17 protein-coding genes are annotated in these 24,616 nt (G+C 61.0%); 9 read left to right on the top strand and 8 right to left on the bottom strand.

The window, feature by feature from the left end; all coding sequences use genetic code 11:
- Positions 1-129 precede the first annotated feature (129 nt).
- Both AB5Y98_RS19205 and AB5Y98_RS19200 read right to left on the bottom strand, forming a co-directional pair.
- Positions 130-1,818: a phospholipid carrier-dependent glycosyltransferase gene (locus AB5Y98_RS19205; RefSeq protein ID WP_368232562.1), complete on the bottom strand. Its 1,689-nt coding sequence runs from the start codon at positions 1,816-1,818 to the stop codon at positions 130-132.
- Positions 1,819-2,400: 582 nt separating this feature from the next.
- On the bottom strand, positions 2,401-3,723 hold the full coding sequence (locus AB5Y98_RS19200) for a YjiH family protein (RefSeq protein ID WP_368232560.1): 1,323 nt from the start codon (positions 3,721-3,723) through the stop codon (positions 2,401-2,403).
- Between the two features lie 595 nt (positions 3,724-4,318).
- Between AB5Y98_RS19200 and AB5Y98_RS19195 the strand changes: the two genes are divergently transcribed.
- From AB5Y98_RS19195 to AB5Y98_RS19165, 7 genes are all read left to right on the top strand, one after another.
- Positions 4,319-5,389 carry a transcriptional regulator gene (locus AB5Y98_RS19195; protein WP_005301015.1) on the top strand — a complete coding sequence of 357 codons (1,071 nt, stop codon included), beginning with the start codon at positions 4,319-4,321 and terminating at the stop codon, positions 5,387-5,389.
- A gap of 84 nt (positions 5,390-5,473) precedes the next feature.
- The gene (locus AB5Y98_RS19190) at positions 5,474-5,896 is read left to right on the top strand and encodes a CBS domain-containing protein (RefSeq protein ID WP_005301012.1); all 423 of its coding nucleotides are present in this window, start codon (positions 5,474-5,476) and stop codon (positions 5,894-5,896) included.
- A 216-nt stretch (positions 5,897-6,112) separates the two neighbouring features.
- A complete protein-coding gene (gene hrpA / locus AB5Y98_RS19185; RefSeq protein WP_368232558.1) occupies positions 6,113-10,027 on the top strand; it encodes an ATP-dependent RNA helicase HrpA in 3,915 nt (1,304 codons plus the stop codon).
- Positions 10,028-10,090: 63 nt separating this feature from the next.
- Positions 10,091-10,942: a hypothetical protein gene (locus tag AB5Y98_RS19180; protein WP_368232556.1), complete on the top strand. Its 852-nt coding sequence runs from the start codon at positions 10,091-10,093 to the stop codon at positions 10,940-10,942.
- A gap of 106 nt (positions 10,943-11,048) precedes the next feature.
- Complete coding sequence (rplY, locus tag AB5Y98_RS19175) at positions 11,049-11,336, top strand: 50S ribosomal protein L25 (protein ID WP_005301003.1); 288 nt, start codon at positions 11,049-11,051, stop codon at positions 11,334-11,336.
- A gap of 205 nt (positions 11,337-11,541) precedes the next feature.
- Positions 11,542-14,712 carry a response regulator gene (locus tag AB5Y98_RS19170; RefSeq protein ID WP_368232554.1) on the top strand — a complete coding sequence of 1,057 codons (3,171 nt, stop codon included), beginning with the start codon at positions 11,542-11,544 and terminating at the stop codon, positions 14,710-14,712.
- Positions 14,709-15,710: an HD domain-containing phosphohydrolase gene (locus AB5Y98_RS19165; protein WP_017779003.1), complete on the top strand. Its 1,002-nt coding sequence runs from the start codon at positions 14,709-14,711 to the stop codon at positions 15,708-15,710. The genes AB5Y98_RS19170 and AB5Y98_RS19165 overlap by 4 nt, the downstream gene beginning before the upstream one ends.
- Here AB5Y98_RS19165 and AB5Y98_RS19160 read toward each other — a convergent pair.
- From AB5Y98_RS19160 to AB5Y98_RS19145, 4 genes are all read right to left on the bottom strand, one after another.
- The gene (locus tag AB5Y98_RS19160; RefSeq protein WP_005300995.1) at positions 15,700-16,344 is read right to left on the bottom strand and encodes an MBL fold metallo-hydrolase; all 645 of its coding nucleotides are present in this window, start codon (positions 16,342-16,344) and stop codon (positions 15,700-15,702) included. The two genes, AB5Y98_RS19165 and AB5Y98_RS19160, sit on opposite strands and share 11 nt — an antisense overlap.
- A 25-nt stretch (positions 16,345-16,369) precedes the next feature.
- The gene (gene mnmH, locus AB5Y98_RS19155) at positions 16,370-17,470 is read right to left on the bottom strand and encodes a tRNA 2-selenouridine(34) synthase MnmH (protein WP_368232552.1); all 1,101 of its coding nucleotides are present in this window, start codon (positions 17,468-17,470) and stop codon (positions 16,370-16,372) included.
- The gene (gene selD, locus AB5Y98_RS19150; protein ID WP_368232550.1) at positions 17,467-18,504 is read right to left on the bottom strand and encodes a selenide, water dikinase SelD; all 1,038 of its coding nucleotides are present in this window, start codon (positions 18,502-18,504) and stop codon (positions 17,467-17,469) included. Before selD ends, mnmH begins: the two co-directional genes overlap by 4 nt.
- 385 nt (positions 18,505-18,889) lie before the next feature.
- Positions 18,890-20,074: an acyltransferase family protein gene (locus AB5Y98_RS19145; protein WP_368232549.1), complete on the bottom strand. Its 1,185-nt coding sequence runs from the start codon at positions 20,072-20,074 to the stop codon at positions 18,890-18,892.
- A 254-nt stretch (positions 20,075-20,328) separates the two neighbouring features.
- On the opposite strand from AB5Y98_RS19145, the gene AB5Y98_RS19140 reads away from it, so the two are divergent.
- Positions 20,329-20,973: a glutathione S-transferase family protein gene (locus AB5Y98_RS19140; RefSeq protein WP_368232547.1), complete on the top strand. Its 645-nt coding sequence runs from the start codon at positions 20,329-20,331 to the stop codon at positions 20,971-20,973.
- Positions 20,974-21,446: 473 nt separating this feature from the next.
- Here the strand turns inward: AB5Y98_RS19140 and AB5Y98_RS19135 are convergent, their stop codons facing one another.
- A complete protein-coding gene (locus AB5Y98_RS19135) occupies positions 21,447-22,640 on the bottom strand; it encodes a class I SAM-dependent methyltransferase (protein ID WP_005300980.1) in 1,194 nt (397 codons plus the stop codon).
- Between the two features lie 113 nt (positions 22,641-22,753).
- Positions 22,754-24,184, bottom strand: coding sequence for a methyl-accepting chemotaxis protein (locus AB5Y98_RS19130; RefSeq protein ID WP_123246150.1), 1,431 nt, complete (start codon positions 24,182-24,184; stop codon positions 22,754-22,756).
- 85 nt (positions 24,185-24,269) lie between these two features.
- Between AB5Y98_RS19130 and AB5Y98_RS19125 the strand changes: the two genes are divergently transcribed.
- Positions 24,270-24,542 carry an acylphosphatase gene (locus AB5Y98_RS19125; protein ID WP_005300975.1) on the top strand — a complete coding sequence of 91 codons (273 nt, stop codon included), beginning with the start codon at positions 24,270-24,272 and terminating at the stop codon, positions 24,540-24,542.
- Positions 24,543-24,616 lie beyond the last annotated feature (74 nt).

The following is a 24,616-nucleotide window of genomic DNA, read 5'->3' as shown; positions in this document are numbered from 1 at the left end:
CTTTATGCGGCCTGGTCTGCTGATGCAGGAGCAGGCTGTTCAGCCGGCGTTGGCAAATTGACTGGCCACTTTGAGCCAGCGTCTATCTCAATGGCCTTTCTCCGATGGGGTCTATCCCCGTGCAATTCATCAATGGTCGCAGCGCCCCTTGACCCAGTAGATGGCGCGGGCATCTCTGTCCACTCTGGGGTGTCCCGTGGCCAGCAACCGGTAGGTATGCCCGGCCAGCAAGCTGGCCAGCTGGAAGTTCTTGTCGTCCTGATTGATGAGCAGGCTGGTGAAGATGGGGTCACGGCAAGTCAAGATGTCATGAAGCCGCGCCGTGTCGACGTTTTTGATCTGCCAGTCGCCGTACACCGAAAAGAGTCCCCGCTCGGTTTCACCAAAGTTCCAGCCGGCAATCCGGGCGCGCTGCTCGATGGGGATCTTCAGCAAGAAACGCTCTGTATCGCCTTTCATCGCTTTGGCGGCATCAATGGCGGGGTAGGCCAAGGTAAATGCCAGCAAGAACATGATGCCGGATGCACTGGCCAGCAGGGTGGCTCCCTCAATTTCACGCCAGCGCCACAACTGTTCGGCCGCGAAAATAAGCAATACCGCCGCCAGCACATGACGCCAGCCGAGGGTGCTGATTACGGAAAGGGTCTGGTCGGGGATCTCCACCGGCAACAGCGGCAGGTAGAAAGGGGCCATGAGCAGGGCCAGAGCGAACAGGAACATGAACAGGGTCCAGCCACGGCCATAGCCATTCAGCCAGCGAGGCCAGCTGAGGCTCAGTTGCCCGATCATCAGGGCAAAGACCGGCATCAGCGGAAAGAGGTAGAGGGTCCGCTTGGTGGAGGCCACGCTGAGCAGCAGCAGGGTGCCCACTGTCCAGATGAGCAGGAACAGGCGGGAGACGCTCCACTGTTTCTGCCTGATGGTCTGCCAGCCCCAATAGAGCACGAGGGGCAGCCAGGGCAGGGTGTATTCAGCCAGCCCGGCAAGGTAGAAGAAGTATTCGCCGGACTTGATGTGGCCCAGTTCGGCGGCGCTGCCTGTCAACCTGCCCACCTGATTTTGCCAGAACCACTGCTGCCAAAGCGCTTCCCCCTCGGGATGTTGCCACAGGGCTAGCAGCCAGCCTGCAATGGGCATGATGAACAGCAGGCTCATGCCGAGGTGCTGCATCACGAAACGGCCTCCCTCGTTAGCGGCAAGATGACGCCTGAGTGCCGGGATGAACAGCGTCAGCCAGCCAAAGAAGAGGGTGATGGGGCCGATGGGCCCCTTGACCAGAAAACAGAGGGAGAGACCGAGCCCTGCGCACCAAAGCATCCGTGATCGACCACCCAGGTACCATTCGGCGAATGCCCACATGGTGAAGGCGACGAAAAAGGCGAGGCCGGTGTCTACCCGGATCCAGTGGCTGTTCATGATGAAGCCCTCCATGGTTCCCAGTGCAATGACCGACCAGAGCGCCGCAGTGCCTGAACCCAATACCCGCTTGGCCAGCAGGCCGGTGAACAGCAGTGTGCCCAGGGCCCAGAGTGCCCCCACCAGGCGCAACGTCACCGTGATGCCCAAGGTATCGTGCAGCAGGGCCAGCAAGGGGATGGCAAGAATGTAATAGAGCGGGGGTTTTTCGATAAAGCTGCTGCCGGCCAGGGTCGGGATGGCCAGCTCACGGCTGTTGAACATCTCCCAGGCGATGGCGGCTTCGCGAGGTTCGTCTGGCGTCCATAGCTGGTGGCCAAACTGACCCATCAGCACGATGACGAAGACCATGAGGAGCAAGGCACCGAGATGAGTCTCGACTACGGGTCTAGTGGGCAGCATGGGCCCCTCCTGACCGCATGAATTGCGGTTGCCTGTCGACCCTGTCGAAAAATGCATGGCGATGATGTGTCATGACAATATCCATATTTAATCTGTGTCACCAAAAATAAGAGATCGGCAGTCAACTGTAGTATCACAGCCATGGGGAAATGATAATGAGGAAGTTGTTACCAAATATTGCCTTCAAAAAAGAAATGGAGAACAGCTGTTCTGCTGTCAGGTTGGTTTATCAATCTAAAAGCCGGCTGCATGGAGGCCTGCTGCGGGGTGACGTAGCTGTCACAGTGAGCCTGCGGGCGACATGACAGGCCTGATTCAAGACTTGCCTTGGTCACGCTCGCCATATGTTTTTTAAATGGATTTCTATTGTTTATAAATTTTTCAAGCGGCCATCATGTGCTTGACCCATTGTTGTTCATTATTGGTGATGCTCAGACGGTATCAATTTGATGATCGTGAATGGGCTGGCCATGTATTATTTTCAGTGTTGGAGAGGGGGTCGATAAATTAAATAAACAGGGAGGCTTGCCTCCCTGTTTATTGTTTCAGCCAACGTGCTGATGCGTGAGCCTCTTCGAGTCTTCAAGCCAGCCAGCCGAGTGCGATGGCAAGGCGGCCACAAAGCGTAGCCAGCACAATGCCAAGCAGGGTACGTAGCAGCCAGATCACCACCAGTTGTCCCACACTCACCGGGATCCGGGTGGCCAGGATGCAAGGGATGGAGGCCGAGAAAAAGAGCACCGAGCTGACCGAGACCTCGGCCGCGACATAGCGCACCAGCAGCTCTGCATCCTTTAGCAGGATGGCCGGCAGGAACATCTCCGCCAGACCGGCCGAGAGCGCCTTGGCGGTGGCCAGCGGCTCTCCCAGATCGAGCAGCCAGGTGAGCGGCCAGAGCAGCCAGCCTATCAGATCGAACAGGGGAGTGTGCTGGGCCAGCAGCAGGCCCAGCAAACCGACCGACAGTATGGTCGGCACCACGGCGGCAGCCATGTGAAGACCGTCCCTGAGGTTGTCCCGCAGTTGGCTCAGCAAGGGCTCGGCCTGGCTGGATTGGGCGAGCCCGGCGGCCATGGCCGCTTGCCAGCGGCGTTGGCCGGCAGGCAAGGGTTCGTCGGTGTCGCCTTCATGAGCCATGGTGGCGATGGGAGGCACGCGCGCCAGGATGGCGGTGATGATGAAGGTGATGATCAGGGTGGACCAGAAGTAGAAATTCCACTGCGCCATCAGGCCAAGTGTCTTGGCCACGGTGATCATGAAGGCGGCCGACACGGTGGAGAAGCCGGTGGCGATGATGACGGCTTCGCGCACCGTGTACTTGCCTGCCAGGAAAACCCGGTTGGTAATGAGCAGACCCACCGAGTAGCTGCCCACGAACGAGGCCACGGCATCGATGGCGGAGTGGCCTGGCGTGCGCCAGAGGGGTCGCATCACGGGCTGCATCAATACGCCGATAAGCTCCAGCAGACCGAAGCCGAGCAAAAAGGTGAGGGCCATGGCGCCGATGGGCACGATGAGGCCCACCGACATGGCCAGCTTGTCGAACAGAAAAGGCAGTCGATCCGGGGTCATCAGCCAGGCCGGCCCGATCCCGGTGACATAGATCAAGGCCACTCCCAGCCCCAGCACCTTGAACAGGCTAAATACCCTGTCGATGGGGCGCGCACGCCAGCGGCCATCGAGCAAGGGCATCACGGCTCCATACCCGATCAGCAGCAGGATGAGGCCGGTTGCCAGGGAGCGTTGGGCCATCACCAGGCCGGCCAGATGATCCACCACTATGGTGCTGCGCCCCCCCAGCTCGACCGGAATGAAGAAGATGGCGATGCCCAGCAGGCTGGTCAGCAGCAGCTTGATACCCGCGCCTGGCTTCATGGGGGTTAACAGTAGGTTGTCCGATTCCATACCTGCTCCTTGCGGTGGGTGTCAGTCCGTGTGTTGGGTTGTTATTTGTATATACATTAAGTGTTTCAGGAGTAAATTAAACACAAAATTAACCAAAATGAAACGCCTTGAGCGGCGACGACAGCGAGTAAGCGATGAGGTTGGCGGCAAAGGGAGTCGGTTGGATTTGATAAATGATCAGGGGCGCAGGGAGCTGTCGGGCAGGGTGCCAGCATGGCTGAGGGCGAGAGGTGTCATGCCCTTCCTTAGGCGTGGAGAGGCCCAAAATAACCAGGTCTGTGGACTGACATAGTCGCGTTGATTGGCACCCCTGGGCAACTTGTCGCAGCAAATGGCATGAGAGGGCTGCTTTGTTGCACCATTGTCGCATCGATAGTGCCTGTGGCTTGCCACAGACAAGCACAACATCAGCGACAAAAATCATAGAAAACATTAACTTGGATTTAAGATTTTCGCTTTCGAGCTCTCTTATGTCGTTTCATCATTACTATTTATGGATCAGTTATAAAACCTTTGTTCATTTGACTACTTTTCGCGTTTCTCATTGCAGAGTAAGATGCCACTTCAATAAAAATAAGAAATTAGGAGTTCGGGTGTGAAGGCATTAGTAAAAGAAAGGGTATCGCCCTATATAAGCCAGTTATATGAGTGCGGTATTAATGATTCTGACATTAAGTTGGTGGTGGATCAGTTCCGCTCCGACGTGTCAGGCAGCTCGTCGCTGTTCTTGTTGCGGGATGACGACAAGAGCGACGGCATCAAGCTCTTTTCCAGTGGTTTGACCGAAGCCCAGCAGCAGTTCTATGTCCAGCACCATCGCCAGGATGTGTGGTTCAATCACTATCTGGACAAGGGCTGCCAGGGGATCGTCAGTGCCAACAGCCTCTCCAATTCGGCGGGTTTGCTGGCCAGTTTCGGCGCCCAGTTTGCGGCCGGCGGTGTCTGCCGGGTGAAGGGGCGGGGGCTGAGCAGCCTGTCTACCTATCGTGCGGCGACGCAGGATGATTTCAGCGCGCAGGAAATTTCTTCCCTTGGCGAAGTTTATTCTGGCCTGGCGGCCTGGAGCCAACATTATTGGAACTTGCTGGCCCTGGAAACCCAGAACTATCAGTTGCAACAGCTGGTAAAAAACCATAATAAACCCAGCGCTATCGTCGATGACAAAGGGCATATCCATTATTCCAACGTGGCCTTCAATCGTATTGCCGACGAGAACGTGGAACTGCGAGCGGGCAATGGTATTTTCTCGCTGCAAAATAAGGAGCAGCAGCGCCAGTTCAAAGAGATATTGAATGGCTTCGCCTATCTGCTGCCCGGCGCCAGCGCCTATATGTCCATTCCTCGTCAGCCTAATCTGCGGCCATTGCTGATCCAGTGCACTCTGATGAGCGGTCTCAATCGCTTCGAGCGGTATGTGGAGGTGGTGCTGCGGGATCCCGAACACTCCTTCAACCCCGACATCGAAGCGCTGGCCAGCCTCTATCCGCTCACCATCGGCGAGAAAGAGCTGCTGGTGCTGATGAGCAAGGGTTACAGCAGCAACGACATCGCCGAGCTGCGTGGCGTCAAGGTGGAAACCGTGCGCTCGACCCTGAAAGGGGTGTTCAAGAAGACCGACTGCCACAGCCAGAACGAGCTGCTGCTGTTGCTGCAATCCATCTCCTGATCCATGCGAGCTATGCTTGGAGTGAGCCGGACATAGTGCCCGGCTCGCGCCTCCCGCCCGGGAGGCAGGTTGGGGGAACGCACGATGGAATCACTCAAGGCAAAGGATTACATGCAGACTCGTCCCATCACCTTCAGCGCGGAGATGATGGTGCAGGCGGCAGTGGAAAAGTTTCTCAACAGTCGCCAGCTTGGCGGCCCCGTAGTGGACGAACGGGGTCACCTGGTGGGTTGGGTCTCCGAGCAGGACTGTATCGCCGTCATGTTGAAAGAGGCCTATCACTGTGAACAGGTGGCCCAGGTCAGGGATGTGATGCGCAAGGAGGTGCTGGCCGTCGGCCCCGATACCAGCATCCTCGAGCTGGCCGAGATGATGATGGGACAAAAGCCCAAGATCTATCCGGTTGTGGAGGAGGGGCATCTGCTCGGGGTCATCAGCCGCCACGACGTGATGCAGGCCATCCACGCCCAGCTGGGAACCTGTTTCGTACACAAGGCACGTGCCTGAGGACGCTGTTTCCACCTCGTCAGCACGTTGGCAGCACAGAGCAGGCACCATGCCTGCTCTTTTATTGCCGCATGGGGAATGCCGATGCCCGCCGTGATACAGGCCTCATCCCCCTCGGCACCGCTTTAAGGCTTGCACCGTCCAGCCTCGCTCTTTAGGATCTCCCCCAGCTATCGATATGGCCCTTGATGGGCACTCTTTTAAGGAATTCGTACCTTGTCTCTCTCTATCGAGGCGCTGCGCCGCCGTCTATCTGCCTGCATGAACCTCGACGCCCGCCGTCTCTCCAGCCGTCTGCACGGGGCCAAGAAGCTGCCGGAAGCCAAGCAGGCCGCCGTGCTCGAGACCATTGCCGCCGACCTGGATGTGGCCGAGGCGCGTTATCAATCCCGTCTGGCCGGTGTGCCCAGGGTCACCTACCCGGACAACCTGCCGGTCAGCCAGAAGCAGGCGGAGATCGCCAAGGCGATCAGCGAACATCAGGTTGTGATCATCGCCGGCGAAACCGGCTCGGGCAAAACCACCCAGATCCCCAAGATCTGTCTGGCGCTGGGGCGCGGGGTGAAAGGCTTTATCGGCCACACCCAGCCGCGGCGTCTGGCGGCCCGTACCGTGGCGGCCCGTATTGCTGAGGAGATGGAGTCCGAGCTTGGCCATTACGTGGGTTACAAGGTGCGCTTTACCGATCAGGTGAGCGAGCAGACCCATATCAAGCTGATGACCGACGGTATCCTGCTGGCGGAGATCCAGAACGACCGGATGCTCACCCAGTACGACACCATCATCATCGACGAGGCCCACGAGCGCAGCCTCAACATCGACTTCATCCTGGGTTACTTGAAGCAGCTGCTGCCGAGGCGCCCCGATCTGAAGGTCATCATCACTTCGGCCACTATCGACCCGCAGCGTTTCTCCCGCCACTTCAACAAGGCGCCGGTGATCGAGGTCTCCGGTCGCACCTACCCGGTGGAGGTGCGCTACCGCCCACTGTTTGTTGATAAAAAAAGCAGTGACAAGAGCGAAGGGCTGGAGGAGCGCGACGAGCTGCAGGGGATCTTCGATGCAGTCGAAGAGCTGGCCCGCGAGGGGCTCGGGGACATCCTCATTTTCATGAACGGCGAGCGGGAGATCCGCGATACCGCCGATGCCCTGCGCAAGCTCAACCTGCGCGACACCGAGGTGCTGCCGCTCTACGCTCGCCTCTCCAACGCCGAGCAGAACAAGGTGTTTCAGCCCCACGCCGGACGGCGCATCGTGCTCGCCACCAACGTGGCGGAGACCTCGCTGACGGTGCCGGGCATTCGTTACGTGATCGATCCGGGTACGGCCCGTATCAGCCGCTACTCCTGGCGTACCAAGGTGCAGCGCCTGCCCATCGAGCCGGTTTCCCAGGCCAGTGCCAACCAGCGTAAGGGTCGTTGCGGCCGGGTGGCGGACGGTATCTGTATCCGCCTCTACTCCGAGGAAGATTTCAACGGCCGTCCGGCCTTTACCGACCCCGAGATCCTGCGCACCAACCTGGCTTCCGTCATCCTGCAGATGCTGGCGCTCGGCCTTGGCAACATGGAGGCGTTCCCCTTCGTCGAGCCGCCGGAATCGCGCCATATCAAGGATGGTCTGACCCTCTTGAAAGAGCTGGAGGCGGTGCGCGAGCTGCCTGCCACCGGCGATCGCGAAGCCAAGCTTCAGCTGACCGAGACCGGTCGCCAGCTCTCGCGCATCCCCCTTGATCCCCGCCTGGCGAAGATGGTGATCAGCGCCGCGCAAACCGGCTGTTTGAGTGAGGTGATGGTGATCACCGCCGCCCTCAGCATCCAGGATCCTCGCGAGCGGCCCATGGAGAAGAAGCAGGCCGCCGACGAGCAGCACAGACGCTTTGAAGACAAGGAGTCCGACTTCCTCGCCTTCGTCAATCTGTGGAACTACCTGAAAGAGCAGCAGGATGCCCTTGGCAGCAACCCGTTCCGGCGCATGTGCCAGAAGGAGTTTCTCTCCTATCTGCGGGTGCGCGAGTGGCAGGACATTCACTTCCAATTGCGTCAGACGGTGAAAGAGCTGGGTTTTAAAGCCAACCAGGAGCCGGCGGATTTCAAGACGGTGCACTGCGCCCTGCTGACCGGCCTCTTGAGCCATATCGGCAACAAGGATCTGGAAAAGCCGGAGTTTCTTGGTGCCCGCAACGGCCGTTTCCATCTGTTCCCGGCCTCGGGCCTGTTCAAGAAGCCGCCCAAGTGGGTGATGGCCGCAGAGTTGGTTGAGACCTCGCGTCTCTACGCTCGCATCAACGCCAAGATTGAACCCGAGTGGGTGGAGCCGCTGGCGGGCCACCTCATCAAACTGCACCACAGCGACCCCCACTGGTCGAAGAAAAATGGCGCCGTCATGGCCAAGGAGAAGGTGACCCTCTACGGCCTGACTTTGGTCAACGAGCGCACCATCAACTTCAGCCGCATCGATCCGGCCCTGTGCCGCGAGCTGTTTATCCGCCGCGCCCTGGTGGAGGGGGATTTCGAGACCCGCCACCGCTTCTTCAGTGACAACCGCAAGCTCCTGGCCGAGGTGGAGGCGCTGGAGCACAAATCCCGTCGGCGCGACATCCTGGTGGATGACGAGGACTTGTTCCGCTTCTACGATGCCCGCCTGCCGGAAGAAATTATCTCCGCCCGTCACTTTGACAAGTGGTGGAAGGAGGCGCAGAAGCAGGATCCCGAGCTGCTCAACTTCGAAAAAGAGATGCTGATGAAGGGGGATGCGGCCCACATCAGCGATCTCGACTATCCCAACTTCTGGCAGCAGGGGCGCCTCAAGCTCAAGTTGACCTATCAGTTTGAGCCGGGGGAGGCCGCCGATGGCGTGACCCTGCATATTCCGCTGCCGCTCTTGAACCAGGTGGAGGTGAAGGGGTTCGAGTGGCTGATCCCGGGGCTGCGTCACGAGCTCTTGGTGGCCCTCATCAAGTCGATGCCAAAACCGATGCGCAAGAACTTCGTACCGGCCCCCAACTATGCCGATGCGCTGCTCGCCAGCATCAACCCCGAGCAGGGGCCGCTCTTGGACGAGATGGAGCGTCAGCTGCGGCGAATGACAGGGGTCACCGTGCCCCGCGAATCCTGGGATTGGACTGCGGTGCCCGATCACCTGAAACTCACCTTCCGGGTGGTAGACGACAAACACAAGAAGGTGGCGGAAGGCAAAGACCTGGAGGCATTGAAAGAGTCCCTGCGCGGCAAGGTGCAGGAGACCCTGTCGCAAGTGGCGGACGACGACATCGAGCAGTCCGGCCTCACCCTCTGGAGCTTTGGCGAGCTGCCGAAGGAGTACAGCCAGAAGCGCGGCGGCTTCGAGGTGAAGGCCTATCCGGCCCTAGTGGATCAGAAGGATTCGGTCGCCATCCAGCTGGTGGAGAGCCCGGTGGTGCAACAGCAGCTGATGTGGGCCGGTCAGCGCCGGCTGGTGCTGCTCAACGTGCCATCTCCCATCAAGTACCTGCAGGAGAAGCTGCCCAACAAGGCCAAGCTGGGGCTCTATTTCAACCCGTTTGGCAAGGTGGCGGAGCTTATCGATGACTGCATTGCCTGCGGCTGCGACAAGCTGATTGAGCAGCACGGCGGCATGGCCTGGGACGAGGCCGGTTTCGAGGCGCTCAAGGAGTATGTCCGTGCCGAGCTCAACGATGCGGTGGTGGAAGTGGCCAAACAGGTGGAAGCCGTGCTGACCCTCTCCCATGAGATCAAGAAGCGGCTCAAGGGCAAGATGCAGCTCGACACCGCTTTTGCCATGTCCGACATCCAGCAGCAGCTCGGCAACCTCATTCACAAGGGGTTCGTGACCGAGACCGGCTGGCAGCGGCTGCCGGATCTCTTGCGCTACCTGCGCGCCATCGAGCGGCGCCTGGAGAAGCTGGCCATCGATCCCAACCGGGATCGGGTCTACATGCTCAAGGTGCACAGCGTGGAGTCGGAATACAAGGCGCTGCTGGCCAAGATCCCGAAATCCCAGCTGGTGCCCACCGAGGTGGCCAACATCCGCTGGATGATCGAGGAGCTGCGGGTGTCGTTCTTTGCCCAGAATCTGGGGACCCCCTATCCGGTCTCCGATAAACGGGTGCTAAACGCCATCGCCCAGTGCTAATCTGCTGAGGAGAAAGGCCGCGGGTGCGCTACCGGCTGCCTGGACGCTAACGGAGGAGCAAGGATGCTTGGATTCTGGTTAGGGATGGCGATGGTCAACATCAGTGGCTATCAGCCCATTGCCGAGCAAACCTGGGTACAGTTGAACCCGGAGTACTACCCGCTGCATCGCACCCCGCCCGCCATGTTCGTGGCCTGGCGGGGCAATCAATTTCCCATCCTCGAGCTCAAGAAGAAGAAGGGACGCTGGCAGGTGCTGTTTCCGGCACGGCTGGTGCCTCCCTTCGATCTGTTCGAGGGGGAGGCCGAGCTTTCCAAAGCTTATCTGGCAAGATTGCGGCGCATCGACGAAGCGGCCTACGGGCTGGCACCCATTACCCCGGCGGCCTATCAACCTCATCCGACACAAGAGGTGGCGACCCTAGCCGTGCCCTTCATGGCGGAGTTTGCCGTGCCCCCATCACCGGGCCAACCCAAGGCAAATGAGCAAGGGGAACCCCTGCTGGCTGCCTTGTCACAGCAGGCCAGCTGGCAGACGCCAGCTACCCGGTTGGCGCAATTTGAGTCATCGCAGGGGGATGGGCAGGGGATGATGGTGCCTGTCAGCAGCACGCTGACGCTGGCAGCGCCGGCGGCTGGCGGCAAGCGGGTCTGTCATCAGGTCGCCGCAGGAGAGACCCTCTGGCGCATCGCTGCCATGCTGGCCCAGAACGGGACCGTGACCGGGGTAGCGGGGGATACCTACAGCTATTTGCTGGCCATCGTCGATGACAACCAGGCGCTGATGGGTCAGGGCATCAAGGTGAAGGCGGGAGATACCCTCTACTGCCCGGCGCCGCAGACGCTGGCCCGTTTCGATGCCCTGAGTCCGGCCCAGCGATTGCAGCGTTTTGCCAGATTGGAACAGGGACGCTGAGGTCTCTTGTCACTGCTCGGGGCCCGTGATAGTATTCGCGCTCGTTTTGCGAGGTGCCGACCGGTCGCAGTCTGCACCATAAATTCATCTAAAAGAGATACATACTATGTCTTTCGTATTCCAAGCTGAAGTCCGTTCTGACCTGGGGAAAGGTGCGAGCCGCCGCCTGCGTCACGCTGACCAAGTTCCTGCCATCGTTTACGGTGCAGGCAAAGAAGCCGTGTCCATCACCGTTGACCACAAGAAGTTCATCCTGGCCCAAGAAAAGCCGGAATTCTATGAGTCCGTACTGACTCTGGTTATCAACGGTGAAGAAGTTAACGTAAAAGTGAAAGCTATCCAGCGTCACCCGGTACGTTACAAGCTGCTGCACCTGGACTTCGTTCGCGTCTAATCGACCACGAACGTTCCTGTGAAGAGGCCACCCAATCGGGTGGCCTCTTTGTTTTTACGGCATTTTTTCCCGATAAAAATAAAATACTCAACTAGTGCTGTTAGTCTTTACTTGTAGGCATGATTGACAGCAGGACACCAATTGTGGTGCTCTGACATATATAAAGTATTCGAACAAGTCCAATTGCGGGGTGGTGTTGACCGTCATGAAGGGAATCATACGGGGATATTTCCTGCTGTTCTCACCCATTCTGGTGCTGGTCCTGGTGGGGGGATACCTGCTGGGGGACGCACTGGTCGAGCGCGAGCTCTATCGTGTTCGCAGTGATGAGAGCACCTTCCTGGCGCTCGCCAGCAGTCGTCTCGATGACGAACTGGCGGTGCCGTTGCGCCATGTGCGCAGCATGTCGGAAGAGCCCATTCTGCTCGAGGCGGCGGGCCGCGGCGAGCGTGACACCATGGCTGCCCAGTTTACCGTTCTGATGAACCGCAATCCTGACTATGCCCAGGTGCGCTGGTTGGCGCCGGACGGCATGGAGCGGGTGCGTATCGATCGTCAGGGTCAGCATCTGCAGCGTGTGGCCGACGACCAGCTGCAAAACAAAGGGGAGCGTTACTATTTTCGCGATGCCATGGCGCTGCCCTGGGAGCGGGTTTACGTCTCGCCGCTCGATCTCAACGTCGAACACGGCGTGATCGATCGCCCCTTCAATCCCATGATCCGCATCGCCAAGCGCATGCGTCTGGGGGGCCGCGATCTGGGCTTGCTGCTTATCAACGTGCAGGCCGCTCGCATGCTCAAGGAGTTCACCAACAGCAGTGGCAAGGCCGCCGATCACACCATGCTGCTCAACCAGGACGGTTATTGGCTGCGCAGCCCGGATCCGGCGCAAGAGTGGGGGTTCATGCTCGAGCGCCCGGACCTCACCTTGAAGCAATCTTCTCCCCGGGCCTGGCAGGCATTCTGGGGCGCGTCGAGTGGCCAGGTTGAGCTGGCAGACGGGCTGTGGAGCTGGACTACCCTGTACCCGGCACTCAATCACGATCAGCTGATCTGGAAAGCCGCCTCCATGGTGCCACGCAGCGAGCTGCTGGCCATCCGCACTCACATCTGGGGGCTCATCTCGGCCAGTTGCGCCACCTTGCTGTTGCTGTTTGGTGCCGGAGTGGCCTCGCTGGTGCACAGTCGGCATCGGGAGCAGTTGGCGCAGCAGGAGGCGGCCAGGCTCGCGCGGGTCAAAGGGGATTTCATCGCCAACATGAGCCACGAGATCCGTACCCCCATGAACGCCATCATGGGGTTGACCTACCTGCTCGAGCAGGGAGGGCTCGACGATGGCCAGCGGGCCCTGGTGCGCAAGATCCACCAGGCCGGGCAGGCACTGCTCGGGATCATCAACGACATCCTCGATTTCTCCAAGATTGAGTCGGGCCGGCTCGAGCTCGAGCAGGTGCCATTCAGTCTGGAAGAGGTACTCGATCACGTGGCGGCCATCATGTCCACCTGCGTGGGCGAAAAACACCTCGAGCTGGTGGTGAGCAGTGCCCCCGAGCGAGCCACGCACCTGATAGGGGATGCCTTGCGCCTCGAACAGGTGTTGCTCAACCTGACCGGCAACGCCATCAAGTTCACCGAGCGCGGGGAGGTGGAGGTCAAGGTCGAGCTGGAGGACGAGCAAGATGGCACGGCCACCTTGCTGTTTCGGGTGCGCGACACCGGGATCGGCATTCCTCCCGAGCAGCAGGCCAACATCTTCAATGCCTTCTCCCAGGCCGACTCCTCCACCAGCCGCCGGTTTGGCGGAACCGGGCTTGGCCTGACCATCAGCCGCCGTCTGGTGAGTCTGATGGGGGGCGGCATCGGTGTCACCAGCGAACTGGGCAAGGGGAGCGAATTCTGGTTCCGTGTCCGGCTGGCTCAGGTAGAGCGACCCGAGGTCTTCCACGAGCGGCTGCAACATGTTTCGCTGCTTATCGCCGACGACAACCAGGTGACCCGCGATACCCTGTCGATGACGGTGGGCTCCCTCGGCTGGCAGTCACGGGTGGTGGAGTCGGGCGAGCAGGCCTTGCACCATCTGCTGCGCCAGGGGGAGCGTTTCGACGTGATCCTGCTCGACTGGATGATGCCGGGCATGGACGGGCTCGAGACCTGCGTGGCTATTCGCCGTGCCTTCGAGCAGCAGGATCGCTCGCCGATCATCATCATGGCGACCGCCTATTCCCAGGAAGAGTTGATGCGCCGCCCCGGCTCGGAGCAGGTGGATCTGGTGCTGCACAAGCCAGTCACCGGCTCCAGTCTCTACAATGCGGTGGCGCGCCTCATTCACGAGAAGCGCGAACATGTGGAGCCGCTGGAAAGCGGTCAGCGCCATCAGCGCCTGCCGGACGTGCACATACTGCTGGTCGATGACAGCGACATCAACCTGGAGGTGGCAACCCGCTTGCTGCAGCGGGAGGGGGCCGTGGTGATCACCGCCATCGATGGGGAGCGGGCTCTGGCCTGCCTTGCCGACTCGGCGCAGCGCATCGATCTGGTGCTCATGGATGTGCAGATGCCGGTGATGGATGGTTACGAGGCGACCCGTCGTCTGCGCCAGCTGCCGGGACGGGAGGATATCCCCGTGCTGGCACTCACCGCTGGGGTGTTCAAGGATCAACGCGAAGCAGCGCTGGCCTCTGGCATGAACGACTTTATCGCCAAGCCGCTCGACGTGGAGCAGCTCATCGCAACCCTGCTGCGCTACCTGCCCGACAGTGTGGCGCCGCTCACGGTCAGCGACGCGCCGCCAGCCCAGGAGCCGGTGGCGGGCATCGACATCGATACCGGCCTGCGCAACTGGGGCGAGGCGTCGGTTTATCTCAAATACCTGCGGCGTTTTCGCGATGACTACATGACGGTCGGTACCGTGCTGCCGGGTTACATCGCCCAGCACGAGACGGACGCTGCCGCGAGCCTGACCCACAAGCTCAAGGGGGTGGCGGGCAGCCTGTCGCTCACCGATGTGGCGCGCATCAGTGCGGAATTGAACGAGGCCATCGAACAGGGGGGAGACACCAGTCAGCTCATCGCCCCCTTGCTCGAGGCGCTGGAGCGGGCGCAGCAGGCCATCGACATCTATGCCGGGCGCGAGCCAGGTGCTGTCAGCTCCCCGCTGGCGCAGGGGGAGGCGCAGGAGGTGTGCCTGCACGCCCTGCGTCAGGCCCTCATGAGCGAGGATCTGGAGCTGATCGAGCCTGCGCTGGGTCAGGCCAAGAGTTACTTGCCCGCTGAGTTGGTGAGCGAGATCAGCGCGGCATTGGAGCTGTTCGACATCCAGCTTGCCACCTGTAAGCTGGAGGATTATCTGGAGAATCGGGAGGCACCTGGATCATGAACCGACCGCGTGTGCTGATCATCGACGACGAGCCGAGCAACCTCGGGCTGCTGCGACAAATCCTCAAGGAGGAGTACAGCCTCTTCTTCGCCAAGGGAGGAGAGGAGGGGCTGGCCGCCGTGGCGCGCCACGAGCCCGCCCTGATCCTGCTTGACGTGCGTATGCCTGACATGGATGGCTACGAGGTGTGCCGCCGGCTCAAGGCCGATCCGGCCCACGCCGGGATCCCGGTGCTGTTTATCACGGCGAGCGACAACGCAGACAGCGAGAGCCAGGGGTTCGAAGCGGGCGGGGTGGATTATATCTACAAGCCGGTCTGCCCGAGCACGGTGCGCGCCCGGGTGCGCAACCACCTCTCTCTGGTGCGCCTCGATCAGCTCGAGCACAGCTACCGCACTGCCATCGTGATGCTGAGCGAGGCGGGTCATTACAACGACACCGACACCGGGGTACATATCTGGCGCATGGCCGCCTACGCCCGCGCGCTGGCCAGTGCGGCGGGCTGGAGTCCGGAGCAGTCGGAGCTGCTGGAGCTGGCGGCCCCCATGCACGACATGGGCAAGATTGGGATCCCCGATCACATCCTCAAGAAGCCCGGTCCTCTCACCGAAGAGGAGTGGGTCATCATGCGCACCCACCCGCGCATCGGCTACGAGATCTTGAGCCGCTCAGACGCCCCCATCTTTCGGATGGCGGCGGAGATAGCCTTGCATCACCACGAGAAGTGGGATGGTTCGGGTTACCCCGCAGGGGAGACCGGCGAAGAGATCCCCGAGGCGTCGCGGATCGTGGCCATCGCCGATGTGTTTGATGCCCTGAGCGTGCGTCGCCCTTACAAGGAGCCCTGGCCGCTGGAGCAGGTGCTGGCCACGCTGCGTGACGGTGCCGGCCAGCACTTTGATCCCCGGCTGCTCGCCCGTTTTCTCGAGATCATGCCGGAGATCTTGCGCCTCAAGAGCCAATGGGACACCCGCGAGGAGCGGGAGATCACCAGATAGGTTGCGTCAGGTAGGGATTGCTTGCCTTCTCGCGGCCGAACGTCGAGCTGGGGCCGTGCCCCGGAATGAAGACGATGTCGTCCCCCAGCGGCAGCAGGGTCTCGGTGATCGACTTGATCAGCGTCCCGTGATCCCCGCGCGGGAAGTCGGTCCGACCTATGCTGCCGGCAAACAGCACATCGCCCACCCAGGCAAGTTGCTCGGCCTGGCTGAGCAGCACCACATGGCCCGGGGTGTGACCCGGGCAGAAGTAGACCTCCAGCTCGCACTTGCCAACCTGCACCTTGTCACCCTGTTCGAGCCAGCTATCCGGTGTAAAGGCCGGAGTATGGGCAAAGCCGAACATCTGGCTCTGCTGGGGCAGCATGTCGAGCCAGAAGGCATCTTCCCTGTGGGGGCCTGTGATGGTGACGCCGGTTCTGTCGCGCAGCTCGGCGGCGGCGCCCACGTGATCCAGATGACCGTGGGTCAGCAGGATGTGTGTGAGGGTCAGCCCCCGTTTGGCGATGGCGGCCAGCAGCTTGTCCGCTTCTCCGCCCGGATCGATGAGGGCGGCCTGATGGGTCTCGTCGCACCAGATGAGGGAGCAGTTCTGGGCAAACTGGGTGACCGGGATCACCTCGAATTTCAACATATGGGGTCCTCTTGTACGGTGAAGATCAGGCGCGCTGCTGGGCAAAGAAATCGAGGCAGGCCTGTTTGTCACCCTGGAATATGACGCGCTCGCGCTTGTTGCCAAGCTGGTAGAGATACATCGGGTCGTAGTAGCGGGTCAACAGCAGGGTGATCCAGGCCAGGTGCAGCTCGGTGTGGCCACTGCGGCCTTGCTCTTCGAGGGCCACTTGCATTAACTGATCCAGCTCGCGATGGGCTTGATCACCGAGCCGGCGCTTGAGCCTGGCCAGGGCGTCGGTGAGGTAGGCGGCAAACAGCGGCCAGCCCTCTTCGGCGCCGAAACGCTCCTCATAACGCAGCCAGAGATCGTGTACATAGTCCTGGCGGATCTGCTCGGCGCGCTCCTCTTGCGGCACCTCGACCACCACCAGCGGGGCCTGGCTCATGGTGTCAAACAGCGAATTGGGCAGGCAGCAGCGGCCGATGAGGCGGCTTTCGTCTTCCACCACGAAACGCTGCTCCCCCTGCTGGCGGCGCTTGAGCAGCTCGATGGCCATGTTGTTTTCAAAGTTGATGTTGCTGGGCTGGCCGCCGGGCAGCTGGCCAAACGACGACCCCCTGTGGTGAGCGTGCCCCTCCAGATCCAGCGCCTGGGCCACCTTGGCCAGCATGTGGGTCTTGCCGGAGCCGGTCATGCCGGTCAGCACGCTCCAGTGGCACTCGGCTGCCGCTCCGTCGAGCGTGTCGATGAGGAAGCGACGCAGATCCTTGTAGCCACCGGCCACCCGCGGGCGGGTGACTCCCGCCTCATGCAGCCACTGTTGCACCGTTTGCGAGCGCAGACCGCCGCGAAAGCAGTAGAGCACGGCATCCGGCTGCCGGCGCAGCTGGGCCAGCCAGCCCTCGAGGCGTTCGGCCCGCACCGCGCCACCGACCAGTTGATGACCCAGCGCGATGGCGGCCGCCTGACCTTGCTGCTTGAAGCAGGTACCGACCTGGGCCCGCTCATCATCCGTCATCAATGGCAGATTGGTCGAGCAGGGGAAGGCCCCCTCCTTGAACTCGATGGGGGCGCGCAGGTCGATGAGCGGAACGTCATCCAGAAAAATCCGGGCGTAATACGTGGCCAGTGGCAGTGCACTCATTGGACAACCTCGATGAACTGGTTGCCGGTGCGGGCCTGCAGCTGGCCGATGGGGGAGAGGGTCAGCCCTGCCTGTGCGGCAATGGCGAGGAGCTCGGCTTCACTTTCTTTACCGACGGCTACCAGCAGGCCGCCGCTGGTCTGCGGGTCGCACAGGATGTTGCGGGTGCGGTCATCCATGGCGTCCAGCTTGTCGCCATAGGAGTCGAAGTTGCGCAGGGTACCGCCCGGTACGCAGCCCTCACTCAGGTAGTAATCCACCTCGTCCAGCAGCGGCAGCGCCTTGAAATCCAGACGGGCACTGACGCCGGAACCTTCGCACATCTCCAGCAGATGGCCGGCCAGACCAAAGCCGGTCACGTCGGTCATGGCATGCACACCGGGCAGCTCGGCAAAGCACTGGCCGATCTTGTTGAGGGTGCACATGGCGTTGGGGGCCAGCTGCTCGTGCTCGGGCTTGAGCTTGCCCTTTTTCTGGGCGGTGGTGAGGATGCCGATGCCCAGAGGCTTGGTCAGATAGAGGGTGTCACCTACCTTGGCGGTGTCGTTCTGCTTGATGGCGTTGAGCGGTACGATACCGGTCACCGCCAGGCCGAAGATGGGCTCGGGGGCATCGATGCTGTGGCCGCCGGCCAGAGAAATACCCGCTTCGTGACACACCTGACGGCCGCCGTCGATCACCTGCTGGGCCACTTCCGGCGCCAGGGTGTTGATGGGCCAGCCGAGGATGGCGATGGCGACGATGGGTTTGCCGCCCATGGCGTAGATGTCGCTGATGGCGTTGGTGGCGGCGATACGACCGAAGGTGAAGGGATCATCGACGATGGGCATGAAGAAGTCGGTGGTGGAGACGATACCCTGACCGTTGCCGATATCGACCACGGCCGCGTCATCCTTGCTGCTGTTGCCGACTACCAGCGTCGGGTCGTCAAAGCCCGGGATCTGGCTCTTGAGAATGGTGCCGAGCACCTTGGGAGAGATTTTGCAGCCGCAGCCAGCGCCGTGGCTGTATTGGGTCAGACGAATGGAAGACATACTTTCCCCTTGTGTGTGCAAACGTGCGTGTACAAACAAAATAAGTGCAGCGGCTCTGCGGAGCCGTCAAATGGGTGCGCATGCGCGCGAAATTCGGGTGGCCTTGGCTGGCTTTGAGCGCAGCGATGTCAGGCAGCCGTGTAAGGCAGTCTGGCAGGACGGGGGAGGAGAGGCGATAGATGCGCCGGCGCAGCCCCGCCAAGGGCCACAGGACGGGCCATTATGCCACAAATAGCCGCTCTGGTTCGAACTGGAATTCACACAAAGCGCAGGGAATTGGCGGGTTTAGAGGAAGGGATCCGTCTTGGGCATGACGCTGGCAAGGCTCTCCCCAAGGTAGCCCCGAAGGCGAGCCATGCTGCTTTCGGGGCCATTGGTGGGGAACTTAGCCGGCTTGCTCCATCACCGGCTGGCGAGCCTTGCCGAGCCGGCGCAGGCGCCGTTGCAGCGGCCGCTCCAGCAGGGTGTAGCTGAGGGACGAGAGCCCGATCAGCACTGCCAGCATCAACAAGGTGGCCAGCACCCCCAGCAGGGGGGTGGTCTGGGCATACCACCACGCAGTGAGCCCCGGCGCCAGATAGTGGACAAGCTCGCAGCCGGTGAGCAGTACCAGGGCGTGCAGCAGGTAGATAGAGTAGGAGAGATCCCCCAGCCAGTTGGTGACGCGGTTATCCAGGAGGCGCAGCAGCGGGCTCTGGCGATTGCCCTGGCAGGCGGCAATCCAGATCAGCAACACGTAGGCGCTGATCAGCAGCAGGGTCAGCTGCGGCGTCATGGTGAACTGCATCAGCGCGAAGGGGAGCAGAAAGGCGAGCAGCAGCGGCAGATCTTTCTGCATCATGGGCCACTGGCGGGCAGCCTTGACCTTCGGCAGCAGCCAGAGGCCGAGCACGAATTCACTCACCCCGCGCCCGATGGCCAGTGCCCCGCTGGTGACATCCAGGGTACCCCGGCTGTGCACGATAAAGGCCAGCACAGTCAGGGCCAGCAAGGGGGCGAGGTTGCTCCAGCGGCTGTGGGTGACGGCGAGGGGAATGAGCAGCGGAAACAGCAGATAGCTAATCCACTCCACGCTCAGCGACCAGGCGGCGAAGTTCCAGGTCAATCCGTGATCGGTCACCACCTGCAGCAGCAACAGGCTGCTTGGCAGTGCCTCGGCCGGGGTAAAGGGGGAGCCGAAAGGAGGCATCCCCTCCCACTCCCACATCTTGAACAGGGGGCCGGCGTAGAAGCCAATCCCATGGTGGGCCTTGTAGAGCTCCCAGCCAACCAGCAGCAGCAGGGTCACCAGGTAGAGGGGATAAACCCGGGTCAGCCGCAGCCAGAGGAAGCGGCCATAACTTATGGTGCGGGGCGTGCGGGCGAAGGCTTCCCCGTAGACGTGGGCCAGCACCAGCCCGCTCAAAATAAAGAAGAGATCGACCCAGAGGTAGCCGTTCTCGATGAGTTGGGTGTGGCCGGCGATCGACTCCATCCACTGGGGAAAGAGCAGCAAGCGGGCGTGGAACAACACCACCATCAGGGCAGCGATGCCCCGCAGCGGCGTCAACAGCGGCAATGATTGATTCATGACGGGATCCTTGATGATGTTCAGCTTGGCCTGACATCAATTTTTGTTGTGGTGCTGCTCATCAATGAGTCGGCCGCCTAGGCTTGGCGGCCACAGGCGGGATCACCTTACCTAAAAGAGAGCCATACGGGTGTGATTGTCGTCATGAATGCGCATTTATCATCCAAAAGCCAGCAAGGGATCAGCGCGGCATCTGAAGTGGAGAAGGGATCTAGACTAGGTGAGTCATCCATCCGCGTGCCAGGTGCATCCCGATGAAACTCTATGCCCATCCTTTCTCGTCCTACAGCCAGAAGGTGCTGATCGCCCTCTACGAGAATGCCACCCCGTTCGAGTACCGGAATCTGGAAGAGCCGGCGGCCAACGCCGAACTTGCCGCCCTCTGGCCGCTCAAGCGCTTCCCGGTGCTGCTGGATGACGGTCGCTGCATCCTCGAGAGCAGCACCATAGTCGCCCATCTGCAGGCGCACCACCCGGGCCCCGTCTGCCTGATCCCGCCTGGCGATGCGGGCTTGGAAGTGCATATGCTGGATCGCGTCTTCGACAACTATGTGATGACGCCGATGCAAAAAGTGGTGCTGGATATGCTGCGCCCGGCCGCTGAGCGTGACCGCTATGGCGTAGTGGAGGCCCGCGAGCTGCTCGATCAGATCTACCCCTGGCTCGATCAGCGGCTGGAAGGGCGCCACTGGATTGCCGGCGCAGACTTCACGCTGGCCGATTGCGCCGCCGCGCCCTCGCTCTTCTACGCCGACTGGGCCCACGAGATCCCCGCTAGCCATGGCTGCCTGCGTGCCTATCGCGCCCGTCTACTCAGCTGTCCCTCCATCGTGCGGGTGGTGGAGGAGGCCAGACCATTTCGACACTACTTCCCGTTGGGGGCGCCAGCGCGTGACTGAATGGAATGATGCATTCCTACCGACCTGGTGCTTTGACGAGCCGGGAGAGGCAGGGTGTGACCAACCACAGGGGAAAACAACAATATTCACTCAGGTGAGTGAGTATGCGTTTATGGCCGATATTTTCCCGAGTAATTTTTAATGTTGGTGCGTAACATTTCATGTTTTTGCATAAAAAAAATGCCGGGCAGTCCCTGCTGGTGGGCTGTGTATGCCATGCCAAGGGTGAAAGAGGCATGAGAAGCGGGCTAACGATGGGGCAATTCCAGATTGAGGATGGCTGCAGACAGTGGAAGAGGAGAGATAGGGGCACCCATCGCTGTTGGTGGCAAAGTCGGGGGTGAGGTTATCTCTTTGGCGGCCGCATAAAAAAAGCCCGCTTTGATCGCGGGCTTTTTGATGGCTTGCCGGACCTCGTCCTGGCCCGGATCTGGAACCGGGGAGAAGGGGTTGTCAGCGCTGGTCTGCTCTGCTTAGCGGGCGCGCACCACCAGTCCCTTGAGGTAGAAGCCTTCCGGATAGGCGGTACCGATGGGGTGATCGGATGCCTGGGACAAAAGCTCCAGGATCTGGGCGTCGCGGCCGGCATCGAGCGCGGCATCGGCGACGATCTTCTGGAACAGGCTCTGTTCCATCAGGCCGGAGCAGGAGTAGGTCAGCAGCACGCCACCCGGCGCCAACAGCTGGAACGCCAGCATGTTGATGTCCTTGTAGCCGCGGCAGGCGCCCAGCAGCTGGGCCTTGCTCTCGGCAAACTTGGGCGGATCCAGCACGATGACGTCAAACTTCTCGCCCTTCTCGCGGTATTCGCGCAACAGCTTGAACACGTCGTGACGGACAAACTGGGTGTTGCTGGTATCCAGCCCGTTCAGCTCGGCGTTCTGGCGGGCGATGTCCAGCGCATTCTGGGAGAGATCCACGTTGACCACCTCCTTGGCGCCGCCCTTGAGGGCATAGACGCCAAAACCACCGGTGTAGCAGAAGCAGTTGAGCACCCGCTTGCCTTCGGTGTACTTGGCGGCGGCCTGGCGGTTGTCACGCTGATCCAGATAGAAGCCGGTCTTGTGGCCGTTGCGAATGTCCACCAGGATCTTGACGCCGCCGTTTTCCTCGATCACCACCGGCTCGTTCGGGGTCTCACCATGGATGACGCCTGTGCGCTCTTTCAGACCTTCCTTCTTGCGCACCGCCACATCGGAGCGTTCATAGATGCTGCACTCGGGGTAGAGGGTGCGTAGCGCCTGGGTGATCAGCTCGCGCTGGAACTCGGCGCCGGCGGAGAGGATCTGGCACACCAGAAAATCGGCGTAGCGGTCGATGGTCAAGCCCGGCAGACCGTCGGATTCGGCGGCGCACAGGCGATAGCCGGTGAGGCCCTGACGCTTGATGAGCCCGTCACGGGACTCCTGGGCGTATTTCAGGCGGCGGATGAAGAAGTCGAGATCGACGGTCTCATCCTTGTCGAAGGTCCAGACCCGGGCGCGGATCTGGGAGCTGCCGGACCAGGCGCCACGGGCGAGCCACTTGCCGTCATGGGTGAGGATCTCGACGGTATCGCCGTCAATGGGGTTGCCCTGAACCCGCTCGATCCCTTTGGAGAAGATCCAGGGGTGGCGACGCAGCAGGGATTTTTCGCGGCCTTTGACGAGATAGATGGAAGCGCTCATGGGAGTTGCCAGATGGTCAAAAGAAAAGGGGCCACATTCTATGTGGCCCGCTGGCAAAACTCAAACAACCTTGGCAGATAGCGTCAGGCTCTGGGAGCTTGTTGTTAGAAAAATCAGATCTTTAGCCCTTTCAATGCCTGGGTCAGCTCGGTAGCGGTGGCCTTGAGGCCGGCAGTGCCGGCCACCGAGGCGCTGGCGGACGCTTCCACCTGGCCCGCTTCGTGGCGCACCTGATCCAGATTGCGGGTGATCTCTTCGGCCACCGAGCTCTGCTGTTCGCTCGAAGTGGCGATCTGGGTGCTCATCTCCAGCACCGCATCGCTGTGGTTGCTGAGCTTGTCGATGTCTAGCCCCACCTCGCTGATGAGCTGCTGGCTGCTGGCCGCCCGCTCCACCGTCTTCTCCATGATGTCGTTCAGCGCGCCGGTGCCGGCCTGCAGCTCTTCAATCATCTGCTGGATCTCTACTGTGGCCTGCTGGGTACGACTGGCCAGGGTGCGCACCTCGTCGGCTACCACCGCAAAGCCTCGACCCTGTTCACCGGCGCGGGCCGCCTCGATGGCAGCGTTGAGGGCCAGCAGGTTGGTCTGCTGGGAGATGGCGTTGATGACGTTGACCACTTCGTTGATGCGATTGGCATTGTGGGTCAGCCGCTCTACCGCGCCGGAGGCGTTGCCGATCTCGTCGGCCAGGGTACGGATGGCGGTGATGGTGCGCGATACCCGGGAGGCGCCGTTGGCCGCCTCTTCGCTCGACTGGCGGGTCTGCTGCAGGGTGTCGTTGGCATTGCGGGCAACCTCGCGAATGGCGGCGGACATCTGCTCCATGGCGGCGGCCAGGGAGTCCATGTGCTGGCGCTGGGAACGGGCCATGGTTTCGCCTTCACTCGCATGATCGCGAAACTCGTCGGCGGCCATGGTCAGCGCCTCGGCGGACTCCTCCACCAGCTGTACTATCTTGTGCTGGCGGTCGGTGAAGCGGTCGATGCTGCCGGCCAGAATGGAGAACTCGTCGCGCACCGGGAAGAAGTTGAGGCGGAAGGTGAGATCGCCATCCGCCACTGTCTGCAGCGCCTTGTTGGTGGAGTAGAGCGCCCCCGACACGAAGGTCATCAGGTAGTGGGTCACCAGGGCCAGCAGGGCGGCCAGCACGGCGATGATGGTGAGGGTGGTTCCTTGGCCATCCCACAGGGAGTAGCGGGAGGCATCCAGGGTACCGGTGACGATCCCGGCCTGGCCGGCGCTGGCGCCGTATCGATAGATGTCGCCCTGTTGGGTCAACCCTGTGCTGCCGGTCGGGCTCAGCGTGAGCTCGGCGGGCAGGGTCAGATCGGCGTGCTGGCTGGCCAGCTGGGCGCTCAGTTCGACCCGCTGCTTGAGCTGATCCAGGCGCAGTTGCATCTCCTGCTGATGGCCGTCTGCCAGCAGGTACCAGCTGATAAAGGCGATGAACAGCAGCGGGCACCAGAAGGTGATGAGAAATTTTTCGCTGATCGTGAGGTGAATGAGATAACGGTCAACCCACCGAAACTTTACTTCTTTCATAATGGTATTGCGTCCTGCAAGGGGATGAGAGTGTCGCGCTCATTATCGCCTTGGAGGGAAATTTCTTAAGGGGAAGGTGTGAGAAATGGGAGAGCAATCGTTTGTCGTGCGAGTGTGGGGCCTGGTGCAGGGGGTGGGGTTTCGTTACTTCACCCGGGAGCGGGCGCTGCAACTGGGGCTGCGGGGCCATGCCTACAACCTGGAAGATGGTTCGGTGGAGATCCTCATCTGCGGGCCGGAGCAGAGCGTGCAAATGATGCTGGGCTGGCTGGAGCGCGGCCCGCGTACCGCCGAGGTGACCCGGATGGAATATGAGGTGGCACCACCGCCCAAGGGGAGCGGCTTTCATACCAATTGAGCGCCTTGCCACGCCAATGATGCCGAACAGCCATAAAGAACGGGAGCCACACAGGCTCCCGTTTGCATTGACGC

Source organism: Aeromonas sp. s3 (assembly GCF_040907805.1).
Taxonomy (GTDB): Bacteria; Pseudomonadota; Gammaproteobacteria; order Enterobacterales; family Aeromonadaceae; genus Aeromonas; species Aeromonas dhakensis.
This window is presented reverse-complemented; position numbering and strand designations above follow the sequence as displayed.

What these genes read in the sequence shown, in the direction of transcription:
- rplY (WP_005301003.1), top strand. Translation starts at nt 11,049, where the DNA reads ATGTCTTTCGTATTCCAAGCTGAAGTCCGTTCTGACCTGGGGAAAGGT.
- AB5Y98_RS19200 (WP_368232560.1), bottom strand. Translation starts at nt 3,723, where the DNA reads ATGGAATCGGACAACCTACTGTTAACCCCCATGAAGCCAGGCGCGGGT.
- AB5Y98_RS19125 (WP_005300975.1), top strand. Translation starts at nt 24,270, where the DNA reads ATGGGAGAGCAATCGTTTGTCGTGCGAGTGTGGGGCCTGGTGCAGGGG.
- AB5Y98_RS19145 (WP_368232549.1), bottom strand. Translation starts at nt 20,074, where the DNA reads ATGAATCAATCATTGCCGCTGTTGACGCCGCTGCGGGGCATCGCTGCC.
- AB5Y98_RS19140 (WP_368232547.1), top strand. Translation starts at nt 20,329, where the DNA reads ATGAAACTCTATGCCCATCCTTTCTCGTCCTACAGCCAGAAGGTGCTG.
- AB5Y98_RS19130 (WP_123246150.1), bottom strand. Translation starts at nt 24,184, where the DNA reads ATGAAAGAAGTAAAGTTTCGGTGGGTTGACCGTTATCTCATTCACCTC.
- AB5Y98_RS19165 (WP_017779003.1), top strand. Translation starts at nt 14,709, where the DNA reads ATGAACCGACCGCGTGTGCTGATCATCGACGACGAGCCGAGCAACCTC.
- AB5Y98_RS19160 (WP_005300995.1), bottom strand. Translation starts at nt 16,344, where the DNA reads ATGTTGAAATTCGAGGTGATCCCGGTCACCCAGTTTGCCCAGAACTGC.
- mnmH (WP_368232552.1), bottom strand. Translation starts at nt 17,470, where the DNA reads ATGAGTGCACTGCCACTGGCCACGTATTACGCCCGGATTTTTCTGGAT.
- AB5Y98_RS19135 (WP_005300980.1), bottom strand. Translation starts at nt 22,640, where the DNA reads ATGAGCGCTTCCATCTATCTCGTCAAAGGCCGCGAAAAATCCCTGCTG.
- selD (WP_368232550.1), bottom strand. Translation starts at nt 18,504, where the DNA reads ATGTCTTCCATTCGTCTGACCCAATACAGCCACGGCGCTGGCTGCGGC.
- AB5Y98_RS19180 (WP_368232556.1), top strand. Translation starts at nt 10,091, where the DNA reads ATGCTTGGATTCTGGTTAGGGATGGCGATGGTCAACATCAGTGGCTAT.
- AB5Y98_RS19170 (WP_368232554.1), top strand. Translation starts at nt 11,542, where the DNA reads ATGAAGGGAATCATACGGGGATATTTCCTGCTGTTCTCACCCATTCTG.
- AB5Y98_RS19205 (WP_368232562.1), bottom strand. Translation starts at nt 1,818, where the DNA reads ATGCTGCCCACTAGACCCGTAGTCGAGACTCATCTCGGTGCCTTGCTC.
- AB5Y98_RS19190 (WP_005301012.1), top strand. Translation starts at nt 5,474, where the DNA reads ATGGAATCACTCAAGGCAAAGGATTACATGCAGACTCGTCCCATCACC.